The sequence below is a fragment of the Fuscovulum blasticum DSM 2131 genome, assembly GCF_003034965.1.
Classification (GTDB): Bacteria; Pseudomonadota; Alphaproteobacteria; order Rhodobacterales; family Rhodobacteraceae; genus Pseudogemmobacter; species Pseudogemmobacter blasticus.
Window position 1 is genome coordinate 1 of the sequence record NZ_PZKE01000029.1, and the last position, 18,861, is coordinate 18,861.

The window sequence follows — 18,861 nt, forward strand, 5'->3', positions numbered from 1 at the left end:
ATCTCCTTGTGTCGGTGCGGTGCGCGCCGGCGCACCCTACGGTTGGTAGGGTGGGCGTTTCCGCCCACCGCTCAAATCACGCGTACTTCTTCTGAATCTCTTGCGAGATGTTCTCGGGCACGGCGTCGTAGTGGTCGAACTCCATCGAGAACACAGCCCGGCCCGAGGTCATCGAACGGAGTTGGTTGATGTAGCCGAACATGTTGGCCAGGGGAACCATGGCGGAGATGACATTCGCGTTGCCGCGGCTGTCCTGCCCGCTGATCATGCCCCGACGCGAGGTCAGGTCGCCGATGACGCCGCCGGTGTATTCTTCCGGGGTCACCACTTCGACTTTCATGATCGGCTCAAGCAGCTTCGCGCCGGCCTTTTTCAGGCCTTCCCGCATGGCTGCCCGCGAGGCGATTTCGAAGGCCAGAACCGAGGAGTCGACGTCGTGGAACGCGCCGTCGATCAGTTGGACCTTGAAGTCGATCACCGGGAAGCCTGCCAGCGGACCGGAGTCCATGACCGACTTGATGCCCTTTTCGACGCCGGGGATGTATTCCTTCGGCACCGCGCCGCCGACGATCTTCGACTCGAACGAATAGCCTTCGCCCGGTTCGGTCGGCGAGATGATCAGCTTCACGCGGGCGAATTGGCCGGTACCGCCGGTCTGCTTCTTGTGCGTGTAGTCGATTTCATGCTCGCGCGAGATCGTTTCGCGATAGGCCACCTGCGGGGCGCCGATGTTCGCCTCGACCTTGAACTCGCGACGCATACGGTCGACGAGGATGTCGAGGTGAAGTTCGCCCATGCCCTTCATGATGGTCTGGCCGCTTTCGAGGTCAGTTTCCACGCGGAAGGACGGGTCTTCGGCAGCCAGACGGGCCAGTGCGATGCCCATCTTTTCCTGGTCGGCCTTGGTCTTGGGTTCGACCGCGATCTCGATCACCGGGACCGGGAAGGTCATGGTTTCCAGAACAACGGGCGCCGCCGGATCACAGAGCGTATCCCCGGTGGTGGTTTCCTTCAGACCGCCAAGCGCGATGATGTCACCGGCGAAGGCTTCGGAAATTTCTTCCCGTTCGATCGCGTGCATCATCATCATGCGGCCAACGCGCTCACGGCGCTGCTTGGTCGCGTTCAGCATCGCATCGCCTTTGGCCAGCTTGCCCGAATAGATCCGGGTGAAGGTCAGCGAACCGACGAAGGGGTCGTTCATGATCTTGAACGCCAGCGCCGAGAAGGGCTGCGCATCATCGGCCGAACGGGCGATGTTGCGGGTTTCCGTCTCGTCGCCCGGCGCGAAGCCCATGTAGGGCGGCACGTCAAGCGGGCTGGGCAGATAGTCCACCACGGCGTTCAGCAGCGGCTGCACGCCCTTGTTCTTGAACGACGAGCCGGCCATCACGGGGATGAAGTCGATCGCCAGCGTGCCCTTGCGGATCAGCGCGCGCAGCGTGTCGGCATCCGGTTCGTTGCCTTCAAGATAGGCTTCCATCGCGGCGTCATCCTGACCCACGGCGGTTTCGATCAGGTTCAGCCGCCATTCGTCGGCGCTGGCCTTCAGTTCCGCCCGGATCGGCTTGCGGGTCCAGGACGCGCCCAGGTCTTCGCCCTCGTAGACCCATTCTTCCATGGTCACGAGGTCGATGATGCCTTCCAGCTTGTCCTCGGCCCCGATCGGAAGAACGATCGGCATGGCGTTGGCGCCGGTGCGGTCCTTGATCATGCGGACGCATTTGAAGAAGTCGGCGCCGGTCTTGTCCATCTTGTTGACGAACACGATCCGGGGAACCTTGTAACGGTCAGCCTGACGCCACACGGTTTCGGTCTGCGGCTCAACGCCGGCGTTGCCGTCCAGAAGAACGACCGCACCGTCAAGCACAGCCAGCGAACGTTCGACTTCGATGGTGAAGTCAACGTGGCCGGGGGTGTCGATGATGTTGAAACGGAACTTCTTCGACTTGTCGGACGTATCGGTGTTCGGGTCGACCTGACGAGTCCAGAAGGTGGTCGTGGCAGCCGAGGTGATCGTGATGCCGCGTTCCTGCTCCTGTTCCATCCAGTCCATCGTGGCGGCCCCGTCATGGACTTCGCCAAGCTTGTGGGACTTGCCGGTGTAGAACAGGATGCGTTCCGACGTGGTGGTCTTGCCCGCGTCGATGTGGGCAATGATCCCGAAGTTGCGGTAGCGGTCGAGCGGATAGTCGCGTGCCATGATGACCCCTTACCAGCGGTAGTGGCTGAACGCTTTGTTCGCGTCGGCCATCTTGTGGGTGTCTTCCCGCTTCTTCACCGCGGTGCCGCGGTTGTTGCAGGCATCGGCCAGCTCGGCGGCAAGCCGCTCTTCCATGGTGTTCTCGTTGCGCTTGCGGGCAGCAGCGATCAGCCAGCGGATGGCCAGCGCTTCACGGCGTTCGGTGCGCACTTCGACGGGGACCTGGTAGGTCGCACCGCCAACCCGGCGCGAACGGACTTCGACCGAGGGCTTCACGTTGTCCAGGGCTTCATGGAACAGCACGACGGGCTCGCGCTTCAGGCGGCCCTGCGCACGCTCCAGCGCGCCGTAGACGATGCTTTCGGCGACGGACTTCTTGCCGTCGAGCATCAGGTTGTTCATGAATTTCGTGATCACCTTGTCGCCATACTTGGCGTCGGGCAGGATCTCGCGTTTTTCGGCTGCGTGACGACGGGACATCTCTTATCTCCTCACTTCGGACGCTTCGCGCCGTATTTCGAACGACGCTGACGACGGTCTTTCACGCCTTGGGTATCAAGCACGCCGCGGAGGATGTGGTAACGCACACCCGGAAGGTCCTTCACCCGGCCGCCACGGATCAGAACCACAGAGTGTTCCTGAAGGTTGTGCTTTTCGCCGGGGATGTAGGAGATGACCTCGAAGCCGTTGGTCAGACGCACCTTGGCGACTTTCCGCATGGCCGAGTTCGGCTTCTTCGGGGTGGTGGTATAGACGCGGGTGCAAACCCCACGCTTTTGCGGGCACGATTCCAGGTGCTGGGACTTGGACTTGCGCGCGTTCGCTTCCCGGGGCTTCCGGATCAGCTGCTGAATCGTCGGCATTCACGTTCCTCGTTTCGATACTCGCCCCGTTGCCTTCGGGGCGCCGCTTCTCGACCGTGCCTCGCGCTCATCGCAAAACACGAAACCCGCACCCATCCCCTGTTTGGGGATGACGCGGGGAAATTCCAGAGGATCGGGGTGCTGACACCCGGATCGTGACCACATCAAGCGCTCTGACCCCGGCAGAGGGAATACACCCGTGCCAAGGTGAGCGGGCTATAGGGGGAATCGGTCCGGGTGTCAACAGACGGTCCCGGCGGGGGGCCGGTCTGGCCCGCCCTATCCGCGGCGCAGACGGCGCTCGCGCAGCAGGGTGAACAGCCCGCTGGCCACAACCAGCGCTGATCCGATCAGCGTCCAGGTATCGGGCAGGTTGCCGAAGGCCAGCCAGCCCATCAGGATGGCCCAGAGCAGCGCCATGTAGCGGAACGGGGCAACGGCCCCGATGTCGCCCACCCGCATGGTGGCGACAACCGACAGATAGCCCGCGATCAGCGCCACCCCGGCAAACAGGATCAGCATCGCCTCTTTCGGGGTGACGGTCTGCCAGCCCTCGACCGTGGCGCCGGTCAGCCCGACCAGCATCACCGCCGCCGAGGCCGCGACCGCCACGGTCACCGAAGGAACGGCCCGGCTCATCTTGCGGGTGGACAGGTCGCGCAGCACCACGAAGGCAACCGAGACGATGCCCAGCACCGACCAGCGGTCAAAGCCTTCGGTTCCGGGGCGGATGATGATCAGCACGCCGACAAACCCCACCCCGATGGCCAGCGCCCGGCGCCAGCCGATCGCCTCGCCCAGGAACACCGCGGCGGCCAGTGTCACCGCCAGCGGCAGCGCCTGCATGATCGCGGAAAGGTTGGCGATCTGCATATGCACCAGGGCAGCAAGGAAGGTCAGGGTCGAGGCCACCTCGGCAAAGGTGCGGATGGCGACATAGCCCAGATCGCGCTTCGGCAGCCGCAGGGTCAGCGCGCCCAGCCGCAGCCCGATCAGCGCAATGGCCAACGTTGACAGAATCCCGCGCAGGCCGATGGCCTGATACAGCGGCAGGGTCTGCATGGCCGCCTTCATCGCGGTATCGTTCAGCGTGAACGCCGCCATGGCGATGTTCATCAGCACCACGCCGCGCGCGTTGTCGGAAAGCTGCATACCTGTCCCCTGCCCCTGCTTCGTGGCTATCAGGCCACTGGGGAAACCGGAAGGGTCAGCCGCGCGCCGCGATATGGCCAGCCAGGTTCCGGGCATCGTGCCACGCGCCCCAGATGAAGGGCGACGCGCGGCGCGACAGCCAGGCAAGGCCCAGGAAATACAGGCCCGGAACCTGCGTCACCCCCTTCTGATGCGCCGGACGGCCGGCGGCATCAAAGGCGCCGGGCACCTGCAACCAGCCGAAATCCAGCGCAAAGCCCGTGGCCCAGATGATGGCGCTGATCCCGGCCTCTGCCAGATCCAGCGACAGGATCGGGTCCGTCGCGCAGACCGGCATCGGACCCAGTACCCGCGCCTGCGGCTCGGGCGGTAGGTCGATGCCGTTGGCCGCCAGATAGGCATCGGCCTCGTCCAGAACCGACAGGTAGTTTGCATCGCCCCGCGCGATGTTCTGCGCCAGATCCGGCGCAAAGCCCAGCACGCCGTCCACGCAGCTCTGCGTCCGGCCCGTCAGCACCATGCCCCGGGCGGCAAGATCGCGGAAGTCGACGGTGCGCCCGCCATGCGCCCCGCTGACGGCAATCGTCACATGCTCCATCCCCGGCGCAACGGTGGGCGCATCCCATTTGCCCAGCACGCCCAGCCACCAGACGAAATCGCGCCCGCGATAGCGGATCGGCGGCCGATCATGCGGGCCGACCGAGAGATAGACCTTGCGCCCCGCCCGCAGCAGTTCGTCGGCGATCTGCACGCCCGACGACCCGGCGCCCACCACCAGCACCGCCCCCTCGGGCAACTGGCCGGGGTTGCGGTAGCCGGTCGAATGGATCTGCATCACGCCCGTCTCGGCAGGCACCAGCGGCGGGATGATCGGCTTCTGGAACGGGCCGGTGGCGGCCACCACATTCTGCGCCAGGATCACGCCCCCGGTGGTTTCGGCGCGGAACTGGCCATCCGCCTGCCGCGTCAGGGCTGTCACCTCAACTCCGCAGCGGATGGGGGCGGCGATCTTCTTCGCGTAATCCTCGAAATAGGTGACGATCCGGTCTTTCGGCGCAAAGGCGAAAGGATCGACGCCCTCGAAGCTCATGTTCGGAAAGCGGTCATGCCAGGCGGGGCCATTGGCAACCAGGCTGTCCCAGCGGTGGCTGCGCCAGCGTTCGGCAATGCGGTCGCGCTCCAGCACCAGATGCGGGATGCCCTGCGCGCCCAGATGTTCGCTCATCGCGATGCCGGCCTGACCGCCGCCGACAATCAGCGTGTGCGTGGTTTCAATGGACATGGCCGGCAATCCCTTCGCGCTTTCCCCGTCATTCCCTGAATGATGTATGGGAGAGTTTGGATAGGGAGAAACACAATTTCTCTTGCCGTTGCTTAGCCTGATCCTATCAAACGGAGCGCAGCCGAAACCGCCGCGGGCAAAAGAAAACCCCCGCCGGGCTTGCGCGCGGCGGGGGCGTTTTCGTCAGGCCCGAAGGCGGGGCGTCACTCGCGGCTTTCGGCCGTATCGACAAGACCCGCATCGAAGCCGCTGTCGAAGTCCGGCTCCGCCGTTTCCAGCGGGGCAGCCAGCGCGGCGGCCTGTTCGGCCTCGCTCCGGCGGGCTTCGATCACCGTCTGGTCGCGGTCGGCGGCGATCTTCTTCACGCGGCCCGTCGCGCCACCCGTCCCGGCCGGGATCAGCCGGCCGACGATGACGTTTTCCTTCAGACCAACCAGCTTGTCGCGCTTGCCCTGAACCGAAGCCTCGGTCAGCACGCGGGTGGTTTCCTGGAAGGACGCCGCCGAGATGAAGCTGCGGGTTTGCAGCGACGCCTTGGTGATGCCCAGAAGAACCGGCTCGGCCTTGGCCTCGCGTCCGCCACGGGCACGGGCCTTGGCGTTTTCTTCCTCCAGTTCCTGCTTCTCGACCTGCTCGCCCTTGAGCAGGGTCGTGTCGCCACCGTCCAGCACCTCGAGCTTTTGCAGCATCTGCCGCACGATCACCTCGATGTGCTTGTCGTTGATCTTCACGCCTTGCAGGCGATACACGTCCTGCACTTCGTCGATCATGTAGTTGGCCAGCGCCTCGATCCCCATGATCCGCAGGATGTCATGCGGAGCAGGGTTGCCGTCCATGATGTAGTCACCCTTCTGGACGAAGTCGCCTTCCTGAACCGGAATGTGCTTGCCCTTGGGGATCATGTATTCCATCGGCTGGATCGTGTCGTCGACCGCCTCGATGGTTATGCGGCGCTTGTTCTTGTAGTCCTTGCCGAAGCGGACATAGCCGTCGTTTTCGGCAATGATCGCGTGATCCTTCGGACGACGGGCTTCGAACAGTTCCGCCACGCGGGGAAGACCCCCGGTGATGTCCTTGGTCTTGGCACCTTCGCGCGGAATCCGCGCCACCACGTCACCCGGCTTCAGCTCTTGCCCGTCTTCCAGCGACAGAACCGCATCCACCGACATCGGGTAGGTGATCGGATTGCCGTTGTCGCCGCGCACCGGCTCACCCGTGGCCGGATCGACCAGGATGATTTCCGGCTTCAGATCGCTGCCGCGCGGCGCGGAACGCCAGTCGGACACGATCTTCTGCGTCATGCCGGTGGCATCGTCGGTGTCCTCGCGGACCGAGATGCCCGAGATCAGGTCCTTGAACCGCGCCACGCCGGCCTTTTCGGCCACGATCAGCAGGTTGAAGGGGTCCCATTCGAACAGCTTGTTGCCGCGCTTGACCGTCTGGCCGTCCTTGACATGCAGCTTGGCGCCGTAGGTCAGCTTGTGGACGGCGCGTTCCTGCCCCGCCTCGTCGATGATGGCGATCTGCATGTTCCGGCCGATCACGATCTGCTCGCCCGCGGCGTTGGACAGCAGGTTCGCGTTGCGGAACTCGATCTTGCCTTCCTGCGAGGCTTCCAGGAACGACTGCTGGCCACCCTGGGCCACGCCGCCGATGTGGAAGGTCCGCATGGTAAGCTGCGTGCCGGGTTCCCCGATGGACTGGGCGGCGATGATGCCGACCGCTTCGCCCTGGTTCACCAGCGTACCGCGGGCAAGGTCGCGCCCGTAGCACATGGCGCAGACACCTTCTTCCGCTTCACAGGTCAGCGGGCTGCGGATGCGGATCGACTGCACGCCGGCCTGACCGATGATGTCGGCGCGACGTTCGTCGATCAGTTCGCCCTTCGCCACCAGCACCTCGTCGGTGCCGGGGACAAGCACGTCATCCGCGGCCACACGGCCCAGAACCCGTTCCGACAGCGGCGCGGTTTCCTGGCCTTCCTTGACCGCCGCCGAAGCGGTGATCGCGTTTTCGGTGCCGCAGTCATGGCTGCGGATGATGCAGTCCTGCGCCACGTCCACCAGACGCCGCGTCAGATAGCCCGAGTTCGCGGTCTTCAGCGCGGTGTCCGACAGGCCCTTCCGGGCGCCGTGAGTCGAGTTGAAGTATTCAAGAACGGTCAGACCTTCCTTGAAGTTCGAGATGATCGGCGTCTCGATGATCTCGCCCGAAGGCTTGGCCATCAGGCCGCGCATCCCGCCCAACTGCTTCATCTGGGTGACCGAACCCCGGGCACCCGAGTGGGCCATCATATAGACCGAGTTCGGCTCCTTCTCGGCGCCGCTCTCTTCGAAGCGCGGGGCCGAGATGGTGGACATCATGGCCTCGGTCACCTTGTCGTTGCACTTCGACCAGGCATCCACAACCTTGTTGTACTTCTCGCCCTGGGTGATCAGACCGTCCAGGTATTGCTGCTCGAAGCCGGCAACCTGATCCTTCACCTCGTTGACGATGGTCCACTTGTTGTCGGGGATCACCATGTCGTCCTTGCCGAACGAGATGCCGGCCTTGAACGCCTCGCGGAAGCCCAGACCCATGATCTGGTCACAGAAGATCACCGATTCCTTCTGGCCGCAGTAGCGGTAGACGGTGTCGATGACGGTCTGCACGTCCTTCTTCCGCAGCAGGCGGTTCACCAGTTCGAACGGTGCCTTGGCGTTCAGCGGCAGCAGGTTGCCCAGCCGCAGGCGGCCGGGGGTGGTTTCGAACCGCTTCCAGACGATGTTGCCTTCGTCATCAACCTGGCGCAGGCGGGCCTGGATCCTGGCGTGCAGATGCACCGCACCGGCCGCCAGCGCATGTTCGACTTCGTCGATGTCGGCGAAGACCATGCCTTCGCCGGCCATGCCCTTGCGTTCCATGGTGGTGTAGTACAGCCCCAGCACCATGTCCTGCGACGGCACGATGATCGGCGCGCCGTTGGCGGGCGACAGCACGTTGTTCGTGGACATCATCAGGACGCGCGCTTCAAGCTGGGCTTCCAGCGAGAGCGGAACGTGAACGGCCATCTGGTCGCCGTCGAAGTCGGCGTTGAAGGCCGAGCAGACCAGCGGGTGAAGCTGGATCGCCTTGCCTTCGATCAGGATCGGTTCGAACGCCTGGATGCCCAGACGGTGCAGCGTCGGCGCGCGGTTCAGCAGGACCGGATGTTCGCGGATGACTTCATCCAGAATATCCCAGACCTCCGGGCGCTCCTTCTCGACCAGCTTCTTCGCCTGCTTGACGGTGCTGGACAGGCCCTTCGCCTCAAGCCGCGAATAGATGAACGGCTTGAACAGCTCCAGCGCCATCTTCTTCGGCAGGCCGCACTGGTGCAGCTTCAGTTCCGGCCCGGTCACGATGACCGAACGACCCGAGAAGTCCACCCGCTTGCCCAGAAGGTTCTGGCGGAAGCGGCCCTGCTTGCCCTTCAGCATGTCGGACAGCGATTTCAGCGGGCGCTTGTTGGTGCCCGTGATCACGCGGCCGCGACGGCCGTTGTCGAACAGCGCATCGACCGCCTCTTGCAGCATCCGCTTTTCGTTGCGGACGATGATGTCGGGCGCCCGCAGTTCGATCAGCCGCTTCAGACGGTTGTTCCGGTTGATGACCCGGCGATACAGGTCGTTCAGGTCCGACGTGGCAAAGCGGCCGCCGTCCAGCGGGACCAGCGGGCGCAGTTCCGGCGGAATCACCGGCAGCACGGTCAGAACCATCCATTCCGGCCGGTTGCCCGATTCCAGGAAGGATTCAACGATCTTCAGCCGCTTGATGATCTTCTTCGGCTTCAGCTCGCCCGTGGCTTCCTTCAGCTCTTCGCGAAGCTGGTCGGCCAGCGGGCCCAGGTCGATGGCCGCCAGCATTTCCCGGATGGCCTCGGCCCCGATGTTCGCCGTGAAGGCGTCGGCGCCATACTGGTCCTGCGCGTCGAGGAATTCTTCCTCGGTCATCAACTGGCCATAGGTCAGGTCGGTCAGGCCCGGCTCGATGACGACATAGTTTTCAAAGTAGAGGATGCGTTCCAGATCGCGCAGCGTCATGTCCAGCATCAGGCCGATGCGGGACGGCAGCGATTTCAGGAACCAGATATGCGCCACCGGCGCGGCCAGTTCGATATGGCCCATGCGTTCGCGGCGCACCTTCTGCAGCGTGACTTCCACGCCGCATTTCTCGCAGACAACGCCGCGATACTTCATGCGCTTGTACTTGCCGCAGAGGCATTCGTAATCCTTGATCGGCCCGAAGATCCGGGCGCAGAACAGGCCGTCGCGCTCGGGCTTGAAGGTCCGGTAGTTGATGGTTTCCGGCTTCTTGATCTCGCCATAGGACCACGACAGGATCCGCTCCGGGCTGGCCAGAGAGATCTTGATCTCGTCGAAGGTCTTCAGCGGAGCAACCGGGTTGAACGGGTTGTTCGTCAGTTCCTGGTTCATTTCATCTTCCCAATCAGAGGGTTGCGGTCAGAGGGGCGGGACGGCGCAAGCGCCGCCCCAAAAGCGGGGTGTCCCGCTCACTCCTCCTCCGCATCCAGGAGTTCCATGTTCAGGCCGAGGCCGCGGACTTCCTTCACGAGCACGTTGAAGCTCTCGGGAACGCCCGCTTCGAAGTTGTCCTCGCCCTTGACGATGCTTTCGTAGACCTTGGTCCGGCCAGCCACGTCGTCCGACTTGACCGTCAGCATTTCCTGCAGGGTATAGGCGGCACCATAGGCTTCCAGGGCCCAGACCTCCATTTCCCCAAGGCGCTGACCGCCGAACTGCGCCTTGCCGCCCAGCGGTTGCTGGGTGACCAGGCTGTACGGCCCGGTGGAACGGGCGTGCAGCTTGTCGTCGACCAAGTGGTGCAGCTTGAGCATGTATTTCACGCCCACCGTGACCTTGCGCTGGAACTTCTCGCCGGTGCGGCCGTCGAACACATCGGACTGGCCCGAGGTGTCAAAGCCCGCGCGACGCAGCGCATCGTTCACGTCCGCTTCCTTGGCGCCGTCGAAGACCGGGGTCGCGATCGGAACGCCCTTGGTCACCAGCGCGGCCTTTTCGACCAGCTCGTCGCTGTCCATGCCGCCGAAGGCGTCTTCATAGGTCTCGTCGCCATAGGAGAAACGCATCGCCTCGCGCACCGGGGTCAGGTCACCCGACCGGCGGAAGTCGCGCAGCGCCTCGTCGATGCGCAGGCCCAGACCGCGCGCGGCCCAGCCCATATGCGTCTCAAGGATCTGCCCGACGTTCATCCGGCTGGGCACGCCCAGCGGGTTCAGCACCAGGTCGACATGCGTGCCATCGGCCAGGAACGGCATGTCCTCGATCGGAACGACCTTGGAGATAACGCCCTTGTTGCCGTGACGGCCGGCCATCTTGTCGCCCGGCTGCAGCTTGCGCTTCACCGCGACGAACACCTTGACCATCTTCATCACGCCCGGAGGCAGATCGTCGCCGCGACGCACCTTTTCAACCTTGTCGTCGAAACGGTGATCCAGGGCGCGCTTCTGCGCCTCGAACTGGTCGTGCAGGGCTTCGATTTCCTTGGCCTGGTCTTCCTCGGCCACGGCAAGCTGCCACCACTGGCCGCGCGACAGCGTGCCCAGCAGGTCTTCGTCGATCTTCGACCCGGCCTTGATGCCCTTCGGACCCTTGACCGCCTCACGCCCCATCAGCAGCGCCTTGAGACGCGAATAGATGTTGCGCTCCAGGATCGTCAGCTCGTCGTCGCGGTCACGCGCCAGGCGTTCGACTTCCTCGCGCTCGATCTGCAGCGCACGTTCGTCCTTGTCCACGCCATGACGGTTGAACACCCGCACTTCCACCACGGTGCCATAGGCGCCGGGCGGCAGACGCAAGCTGGTGTCGCGCACGTCGCTGGCCTTTTCCCCGAAGATGGCGCGCAGCAGCTTTTCTTCCGGCGTCATCGGGCTTTCGCCCTTGGGGGTGATCTTGCCGACCAGGATGTCGCCCGGGTTCACCTCGGCGCCGATATAGACGATGCCGGCTTCATCCAGGTTGCGCAGGGCTTCTTCCCCCACGTTCGGGATGTCGCGGGTAATCTCTTCCGGCCCCAGCTTGGTGTCGCGCGCCGCGACTTCGTATTCCTCGATGTGGATCGAGGTGAACACGTCGTCCTTCAGGATGCGTTCCGAGATCAGGATCGAGTCTTCGTAGTTGTAGCCGTTCCAGGGCATGAACGCGACGATCACGTTCCGGCCCAGGGCCAGTTCGCCCATGTCGGTGCAGGGACCGTCGGCGATCACCTCGCCACGGGTCACCTTGTCACCCACCTTCACCAGCGGACGCTGGTTGATGCAGGACGACTGGTTCGACCGCTTGAACTTGCGCAGACGGTAGATGTCGACGCCCGGTTCGCCCGGCTCCAGCAGTTCGGTGGCGCGCACAACGATACGGGTCGCGTCCACCTGGTCGATCACGCCCGAACGGCGGGCCATGATGGCCGCGCCGCTGTCGCGCGCGACAACCGCTTCGATCCCGGTGCCCACGAAGGGGGCATCGGATTGCAGCAGCGGCACAGCCTGACGCTGCATGTTCGAACCCATCAGAGCGCGGTTGGCGTCGTCGTTTTCCAGGAACGGAATCAGCGAGGCCGCGACCGACACCAACTGCTTGGGCGACACGTCGATCAGGTCGATCGCGTCCGGCGGGTTCAGCATGAACTCGCCCGCCTTCCGGCTGGAAATCAGGTCGTCGGTGAACTTGCCGTCCTTGTCCTGGGCGGCGTTCGCCTGGGCAACGGTGTGGCGCATCTCTTCGGTCGCCGACATGTAGACCACCTCGTCGGTGACCTTCGCGTCGATGACCTTGCGATACGGGGTCTCGATGAAGCCGTACTTGTTCACGCGGGCAAAGGTCGCCAGCGAGTTGATCAGACCGATGTTCTGGCCTTCCGGCGTTTCGATCGGGCACATCCGGCCATAGTGGGTCGGGTGAACGTCGCGCACTTCGAAGCCCGCGCGTTCACGGGTCAGACCGCCCGGCCCAAGCGCCGACAGACGGCGCTTGTGGGTGACTTCCGACAGCGGGTTGGTCTGGTCCATGAACTGCGACAGTTGCGAGCTGCCGAAGAATTCACGCACCGCCGCCGCGGCCGGTTTGGCGTTGATCAGGTCTTGCGGCATGATCGTGTCGATTTCCACCGACGACATGCGTTCCTTGATTGCCCGGTCCATGCGCAAGAGGCCGACGCGATACTGGTTCTCCATCAGTTCGCCGACCGAACGCACCCGGCGGTTGCCGAGGTGGTCGATGTCGTCGATCTCGCCCTTGCCGTCGCGCAGTTCGACCAGCGCGCGGATGCAGGCGATGATGTCTTCCCGGTCCAGCGTCCGCTGGGTGTCGGGCTTGCCCAGATCAAGGCGCATGTTCATCTTGACCCGGCCCACGGCGGACAGGTCGTAGCGGTCCTTGTCGAAGAACAGCGTGTCGAACAGCGCCGAAGCCGCTTCCACGGTCGGCGGTTCGCCCGGGCGCATCACGCGGTAGATGTCCATGAGCGCGGTATCGCGGCCCATGTTCTTGTCCGCCGCCATGGTGTTGCGGATGTAGGGGCCGACATTGACGTTGTCGATGTCCAGCACCGGAATCTCGGTCACGCCCTGGTCAAGCAGAACCTTGATGGTGCCGCCCTTGGGTTCGCCGTCGCGGTCCAGTTCCCAGGTCAGCTCGTCGCCGGCCTCGGCCCAGATCTCGCCGGTTTCCTCGTTGATGATGTCCTTGGCGGCATAGCGGCCGATGATGTGGTCGAACGGCACCAGCAGTTCGGTGACGGCGCCCGCATCCATCCAGTTCTTGACCATCCGCGGGGTGGCCTTTTCGCCGGCCTTCAGGATGACCTCGCCGGTGGCGGCATCCACCAGATCATAGGCCGGGCGGGTGCCGCGCACGCGCTCGGGGAAGAACTTGGTGACCCAGCCCTTGTTCTTGACGTAGCGGAATTGAACCGTGTCGTAATAGGCATCCATGATGCCTTCCTGATCCATGCCCAGGGCATAGAGCAGCGTCGTCACCGGCAGCTTGCGGCGACGGTCGATCCGGGCGAACACGATGTCCTTGGCGTCGAACTCGAAGTCCAGCCAGCTGCCGCGATACGGGATGATGCGGCAGGCGAACAGCAGTTTGCCCGACGAATGGGTCTTGCCCTTGTCATGGTCGAAGAACACGCCGGGGCTGCGGTGCATCTGGCTGACGATCACCCGCTCGGTGCCGTTCACGATGAACGTGCCGTTCGGCGTCATCAGGGGCATGTCGCCCATGTAGACATCCTGTTCCTTGATGTCCTTGACCGACCGGGCGCCGGTGGTTTCATCGACATCGAACACGATCAGGCGCAGCGTCACCTTCAGGGGCGCGGCATAGGTCAGGTCGCGCTGCATACACTCGTCAACGTCGTACTTCGGCTTTTCCAGCTCGTATTTCACGAATTCCAGAACGGCCGTCTCGTTGAAGTCCTTGATCGGGAACACCGATTGGAAGGTGCCCTGGATGCCTTCGCCGTCCAGCGGCTTCGGACCGTCGCCCGACCGCAGGAACAGGTCGTAGGACGACTTCTGCACCTCGATCAGGTTCGGCATTTCCAGAACTTCACGGATCTTGCCGTAATGGCGGCGAATCCGCTTCTGGCCAACGTACGCTTGCTGCGCCATGCTCGTCGTAACCTTTCATCTTTTCGCCGGAACGCATCTCCGTCGGGCCACGGAAAGGCGCGCCGATTGGCGAGGGGCCTGCGGTTCCATACCTGCCACCTGTCCCGTCAGGCAGCTCCCGAACCGTCTGTCGCACCCGGAAAGACGCTTTGCCCGGCAAAGCCCCTTTCAAGACGCGATTTGGCTGGGGACGGATTGCTCTGTCCCCAGCCAGAAATCATCGCTGCGGAATTGTCCGCAAGCGCGATTACTTCAGCTCGACCTTGGCGCCAGCCTCTTCGAGCTTCTTCTTGAAGCCTTCGGCGTCAGCCTTCGAGACGCCTTCCTTCACCTTGCCGCCAGCTTCGACCAGGTTCTTCGCTTCAACGAGGCCCAGGCCGGTGATGGCGCGGACTTCCTTGATGACGTTGATCTTGTTCGCGCCGGCATCCGTCAGGACGACGTCGAACTCGGTCTTTTCTTCCGCGGCTTCAACAGCGGCGGCCGGACCAGCGGCCATCATGACGGCGCCACCGGCGGCCGGCTCGATGCCATACTTGTCCTTCAGGATGGTCTTCAGTTCCTGCGCTTGCAGCAGGGTCAGACCGACGATTTCTTCGGCGAGTTTGTTCAGATCAGCCATTTGCTCATTCCGTAAGGTTAGATGGGTTCCAACGACGTTTGGTCAACCACGAAGGGATGTCGAAGATCAGGCCGCGGCCTTTTCCTCGATGGTTTTCAGAATGCCAGCGATGTTTGCAGCAGGCGCGCCAATGGCCCCGGCGATGTTCGACGCCGGCGCACCGATGCACGACACGATCTGAGCGATAAGCTCTTCGCGCGACGGCATGGAAGCGACGGCCTTGACACCGGCCTGGTCCAGGATCGTGTTGCCCATGGCGCCGCCCAGCAGAACGAACTTGTCGTTCGACTTGGCATAAGCCTCGCAGACCTTGGCCGCAGCCACGGGGTCTTCGGAATAGGCAAACACGGTCATGCCCGTCAGCAGGTCACCCATCTTTGCAGCGGGCTTCCCTTCGAGGGCGATCTTGGCGAGCTTGTTCTTGGCAACGCGGACGGACCCGTTAACGTCGCGCATCTTCGCGCGCAGGTCCTGCATCTGTGCAACCGTCATGCCTTCGTAGTGGGCAACCACCACGACGCCAGAGCTTTCGAAGATCTGGCCGAGTTCCTCGACCACTTTCTCTTTCTGGGCTCTATCCACAGTTTCACTCCAAGTTGGGGGTCTCCCCCCGGCTCAATTCAGTGGAACATCCGAAAGATGCCCCACGTTCGGGTCCACGATGCAGTCCCGAGAGCCAGATCGCCCGAGGGAACCTCGGGGAAAAAACGTCTCGAACTCCATCTCGGGCAGGGTATTAAGGCGTTTGCGCACCACCCGCCGTCTCGGACAAAGCAAGTCGGGGCAACGTGACGAATCACGCAGCCACGACAGAGGCCGTGCATATCCGCTTGTTCCGGCCAAGCCAAGACGCCGCATCACGGAACTGCGGCTCCGGCATCAGTTTTCGCCCCAAACGGCGGCGAAGGCGGGCGCGGGGGCGGTTTCCATCCTTGCAGACGGCCCGCAAAAAGAAAACCACCGGCCCGGGGGCCGGTGGCTTCAGAAATCTGCAACCGGCTCAGGCCGAGGCGGTCGAGGACAGGTCCAGCGAAACGCCCGGACCCATGGTCGAGCTGAGCGAGACCTTCTTGACATAGGTGCCCTTGGCCCCCGGCGGCTTGGCGCGGGTCACGGCTTCCACGAAGGCGCGGACGTTCTGCGCCAGCTTCTCGTCCGAGAACGACACCTTGCCGACGCCGGCATGGATCACGCCGGCCTTTTCGACCTTGAACTGCACTTCGCCGCCCTTGGCGCCTTCGACGGCCGTTTTCACGTCCATCGTCACGGTGCCGACCTTGGGGTTCGGCATCAGGTTGCGCGGACCCAGGATCTTACCCAGACGGCCGACCAGCGGCATCATGTCCGGCGTCGCGATGCAACGGTCGAACTCGATCTTGCCGGACTGGATGGTTTCCAGCAGGTCTTCCGCACCCACGATGTCGGCACCGGCGGCCTTGGCTTCATCAGCCTTGGCGCCACGGGCGAACACGGCCACGCGCACGGTCTTGCCCGTGCCGTTCGGCAGGGCCACCACGCCGCGGACCATCTGGTCGGCGTGACGCGGGTCAACGCCCAGGTTCATCGCGATTTCGACGGTTTCGTCGAACTTGGCCGAGGCGGCCTTCTTGATCAGGCCGACAGCATCTTCAACCGACAGGTTGGCCTTGCCGACGAACAGCTCCTGCGCCTTCTTCACGCGCTTTGCGATCTTTGCCATGGCTTCAGCCCTTCACTTCGATGCCGCAGGACTTGGCCGAGCCAAGGATGATGTTCATCGCCGCTTCCACGGAATTGGCGTTGAGATCCTTCATCTTGGTTTCGGCGATCTTGCGCAGTTGCGCCGCGGTGATCGAACCGGCCACTTCGCGGCCCGGCTTGGACGACCCCTTCGAACGCGACCGCTTGCCCACTTGCGGCAGACCGGCGGCCTGCTTCACCAGGAACGAAGCCGGCGGCGTCTTCAGCTCAAGGCTGAACGACTTGTCGGCGTAATAGGTGATGATCACCGGCGTCGGGGTGCCCGGGGGCAGTTCCGCCGACTTGGCGTTGAATTCCTTGACGAACGCCATGATGTTCAGACCGCGCTGACCCAGCGCGGGGCCCACCGGCGGCGACGGGTTGGCTTGTCCCGCCTTCACCTGCAGCTTGAGGCTGCCCATGATCTTCTTGGCCATCTGGCCTACTCCTCTGTCACTGCGCCCCGAAGGCGCGGTTTAGCGGTACGGTCCGACATCCCCGGTCAGGGATGCTCGCCTCCCGCGCGATACACTCAGATGCCCTTGGTCACCTGGGTGAATTCCAGTTCGACGGGCGTCGCCCGCCCGAAGATCGAGACCGAGACCTTGAGCCGGTTTGCCGACTCGTCCACTTCCTCGACCATGCCATCGAAGCCATCGAACGGGCCGTCGGTGACCTTGACCTTCTCGCCGATGTCGAAGCGGATCAGGTTGCGTGGCTGGGCCTCGCCCCCTTCGACGCTGCGGCTCAGCATCGTGTTCACTTCGGCATCGCGCATCGGCATCGGCTTGCCTTGCGGGCCCAGGAACCCCGTCACCCGGTTGATCGACGAGATCAGGTGATAGCCCCGGCTCGACATCTCCATGTGGACCAGCACATAGCCGGGCATGAAGCGGCGCTCGGAGGTCACCTTCTTGCCGCGCCGGACCTCGATCACCTCTTCGGTCGGCACCAGCACTTCGTCGATCTCGTCGCCAAGATTCGCGTCCGCCACAGCCGTCTTGATCTGTTCGGCAACCTTCTTCTCGAAATTCGAGAGGACGCTTACCGAGTACCAGCGCTTTGCCATGGTGCCGCTTCTTCCTTATTGCGGGAGCCTTGCGCCCCTTCGTGGTTTTCCTGAACAAAAAACAGCGCGCACCTCGAATCGATGCGCGCCTTTTGCCTTTGGTCGGTCGCGGATTAGCCGCTAGGCCGCCCCGGATCAAGCAAAATCAGGTCTCAGGCGCCGATGACCAGCGTCAGGCCCCAGCGGATGATCACATCGACCAGGCTGAAAAACACCGCCGTCAGGGCCGCCAGGATGAAGACCATGACCGTGGTCAGCAAGACCTCGCGCCGGCCGGGCCAGTGGATCTTGGCCACTTCGCCACGGACTTGCTGAAGAAACTGGAGCGGGTTCGCGGCCATGGGCTGCCCTTCGGGTTCGGATCATCGGTTGCGGGTCGAGATACGGCCTGCCGCCCCGGATTTCAAGCGCCGCGACAGAGTGAAACGCCCGGTGGTCCGGGTTCGCGGCGTCTAAGGCTGGCAAGGATCAGGAAAAGGGACCATGGCAGGGGCAGCAGGGCTTGAACCCGCGACCTACGGTTTTGGAGACCGTCGCTCTACCAACTGAGCTATACCCCTGTGGTCGGCGCAGGGGTTACGGCAGGCAGCGCACGAGGTCAAGGGGTCTTGCGGCCGCTCTTTGTCGCGGCCGGCGGTCAGCGGAACCGGCCGCCGCGCTGGATGACCTCGATCTGATAGCCGTCCGGGTCGGCAATGAAGAAGAACCGCGCCACCGGGGCTTCCCCGTTGCGGAAATCGACGATCCCGCGCGGGGCAAGGCCGGCGGCGGTCAAGCGGGCGTGTTCGGCCTGAACGTCCTCCACCGTCACGGCAAGATGGCCATAGCCATCGCCCGGGGCGTAAGGCTCGGTCCGGCCCTTGTTGACCGTCAGTTCCAGTTCGAAGTCGGACTCGGGGTTCGACAGGTAGATCAGGGTGAACCCTTCGAACTCCAGCCGGTCGGCGGGCGTCAGCCCGAAGGCGGTGTCATAGAAGGCGACCGAACGCGCCTCGTCCAGAACGCGAATCATCGAGTGAACGGCCTTGGCCATGGGGCACCTCTTGCGGCGGGGGTTGCGGGCGGCGGCGTAGCACAGGCCCGGCACAGGGCCAACCCGCGCCCGTCGCGGGCGGGCGCCAAGCAAAAGGGCCGCCCGAAGGCGGCCCTTTGTCTCGCTCTGTCCCGAAGGATCAGGCGATGATCTTCGAGACGACGCCGGCGCCGCCCCCGTCTGCGGTTTCCGCGGACGGTTTCGTTTCCCAGATCATGCAATGATCTTGGAAACGACCCCTGCTCCAACC

Annotated in this window: 14 protein-coding genes and 1 tRNA gene; all 15 read right to left on the reverse strand. The window is 63.7% G+C overall.

Annotation, left to right across the window (positions count from 1 at the left end; translation table 11 throughout):
* Positions 1 to 76: 76 nt before the first annotated feature.
* The gene (fusA, locus tag C5F44_RS16750; protein WP_107674695.1) at positions 77 to 2,203 is read right to left on the reverse strand and encodes an elongation factor G; all 2,127 of its coding nucleotides are present in this window, start codon (positions 2,201 to 2,203) and stop codon (positions 77 to 79) included.
* A 9-nt stretch (positions 2,204 to 2,212) separates the two neighbouring features.
* The gene (gene rpsG / locus C5F44_RS16755) at positions 2,213 to 2,683 is read right to left on the reverse strand and encodes a 30S ribosomal protein S7 (RefSeq protein ID WP_107674697.1); all 471 of its coding nucleotides are present in this window, start codon (positions 2,681 to 2,683) and stop codon (positions 2,213 to 2,215) included.
* Between the two features lie 11 nt (positions 2,684 to 2,694).
* Positions 2,695 to 3,066 carry a 30S ribosomal protein S12 gene (rpsL, locus tag C5F44_RS16760; RefSeq protein WP_107674699.1) on the reverse strand — a complete coding sequence of 124 codons (372 nt, stop codon included), beginning with the start codon at positions 3,064 to 3,066 and terminating at the stop codon, positions 2,695 to 2,697.
* Between the two features lie 279 nt (positions 3,067 to 3,345).
* Entirely contained in the window at positions 3,346 to 4,218 is an 873-nt protein-coding gene (locus C5F44_RS16765) for a DMT family transporter (RefSeq protein WP_107674701.1), read from the reverse strand.
* Between the two features lie 55 nt (positions 4,219 to 4,273).
* Complete coding sequence (locus C5F44_RS16770; protein WP_107674703.1) at positions 4,274 to 5,500, reverse strand: flavin-containing monooxygenase; 1,227 nt, start codon at positions 5,498 to 5,500, stop codon at positions 4,274 to 4,276.
* A 203-nt stretch (positions 5,501 to 5,703) separates the two neighbouring features.
* The gene (rpoC, locus tag C5F44_RS16775; protein ID WP_107674705.1) at positions 5,704 to 9,954 is read right to left on the reverse strand and encodes a DNA-directed RNA polymerase subunit beta'; all 4,251 of its coding nucleotides are present in this window, start codon (positions 9,952 to 9,954) and stop codon (positions 5,704 to 5,706) included.
* A gap of 77 nt (positions 9,955 to 10,031) precedes the next feature.
* On the reverse strand, positions 10,032 to 14,168 hold the full coding sequence (rpoB, locus tag C5F44_RS16780; protein ID WP_107674706.1) for a DNA-directed RNA polymerase subunit beta: 4,137 nt from the start codon (positions 14,166 to 14,168) through the stop codon (positions 10,032 to 10,034).
* Between the two features lie 247 nt (positions 14,169 to 14,415).
* On the reverse strand, positions 14,416 to 14,790 hold the full coding sequence (gene rplL, locus C5F44_RS16785) for a 50S ribosomal protein L7/L12 (protein WP_107674708.1): 375 nt from the start codon (positions 14,788 to 14,790) through the stop codon (positions 14,416 to 14,418).
* A gap of 66 nt (positions 14,791 to 14,856) precedes the next feature.
* Positions 14,857 to 15,372 (reverse strand): 50S ribosomal protein L10, encoded by a 516-nt coding sequence (gene rplJ / locus C5F44_RS16790; RefSeq protein WP_107674710.1) that lies wholly within the window; start codon positions 15,370 to 15,372, stop codon positions 14,857 to 14,859.
* 418 nt (positions 15,373 to 15,790) lie between these two features.
* Positions 15,791 to 16,489: a 50S ribosomal protein L1 gene (gene rplA / locus C5F44_RS16795; protein WP_107674712.1), complete on the reverse strand. Its 699-nt coding sequence runs from the start codon at positions 16,487 to 16,489 to the stop codon at positions 15,791 to 15,793.
* A gap of 4 nt (positions 16,490 to 16,493) precedes the next feature.
* Positions 16,494 to 16,946, reverse strand: a complete 453-nt coding sequence (rplK, locus tag C5F44_RS16800; protein ID WP_107674713.1) for a 50S ribosomal protein L11 — start codon at positions 16,944 to 16,946, stop codon at positions 16,494 to 16,496.
* A 95-nt stretch (positions 16,947 to 17,041) separates the two neighbouring features.
* Entirely contained in the window at positions 17,042 to 17,578 is a 537-nt protein-coding gene (gene nusG / locus C5F44_RS16805) for a transcription termination/antitermination protein NusG (RefSeq protein ID WP_107674715.1), read from the reverse strand.
* 152 nt (positions 17,579 to 17,730) lie between these two features.
* Positions 17,731 to 17,919, reverse strand: coding sequence for a preprotein translocase subunit SecE (secE, locus tag C5F44_RS16810; RefSeq protein ID WP_107674717.1), 189 nt, complete (start codon positions 17,917 to 17,919; stop codon positions 17,731 to 17,733).
* A 143-nt stretch (positions 17,920 to 18,062) separates the two neighbouring features.
* Positions 18,063 to 18,138 (reverse strand) — tRNA-Trp (locus C5F44_RS16815).
* A 77-nt stretch (positions 18,139 to 18,215) separates the two neighbouring features.
* On the reverse strand, positions 18,216 to 18,611 hold the full coding sequence (locus C5F44_RS16820; RefSeq protein WP_107674719.1) for a VOC family protein: 396 nt from the start codon (positions 18,609 to 18,611) through the stop codon (positions 18,216 to 18,218).
* Positions 18,612 to 18,861: the final 250 nt, after the last annotated feature.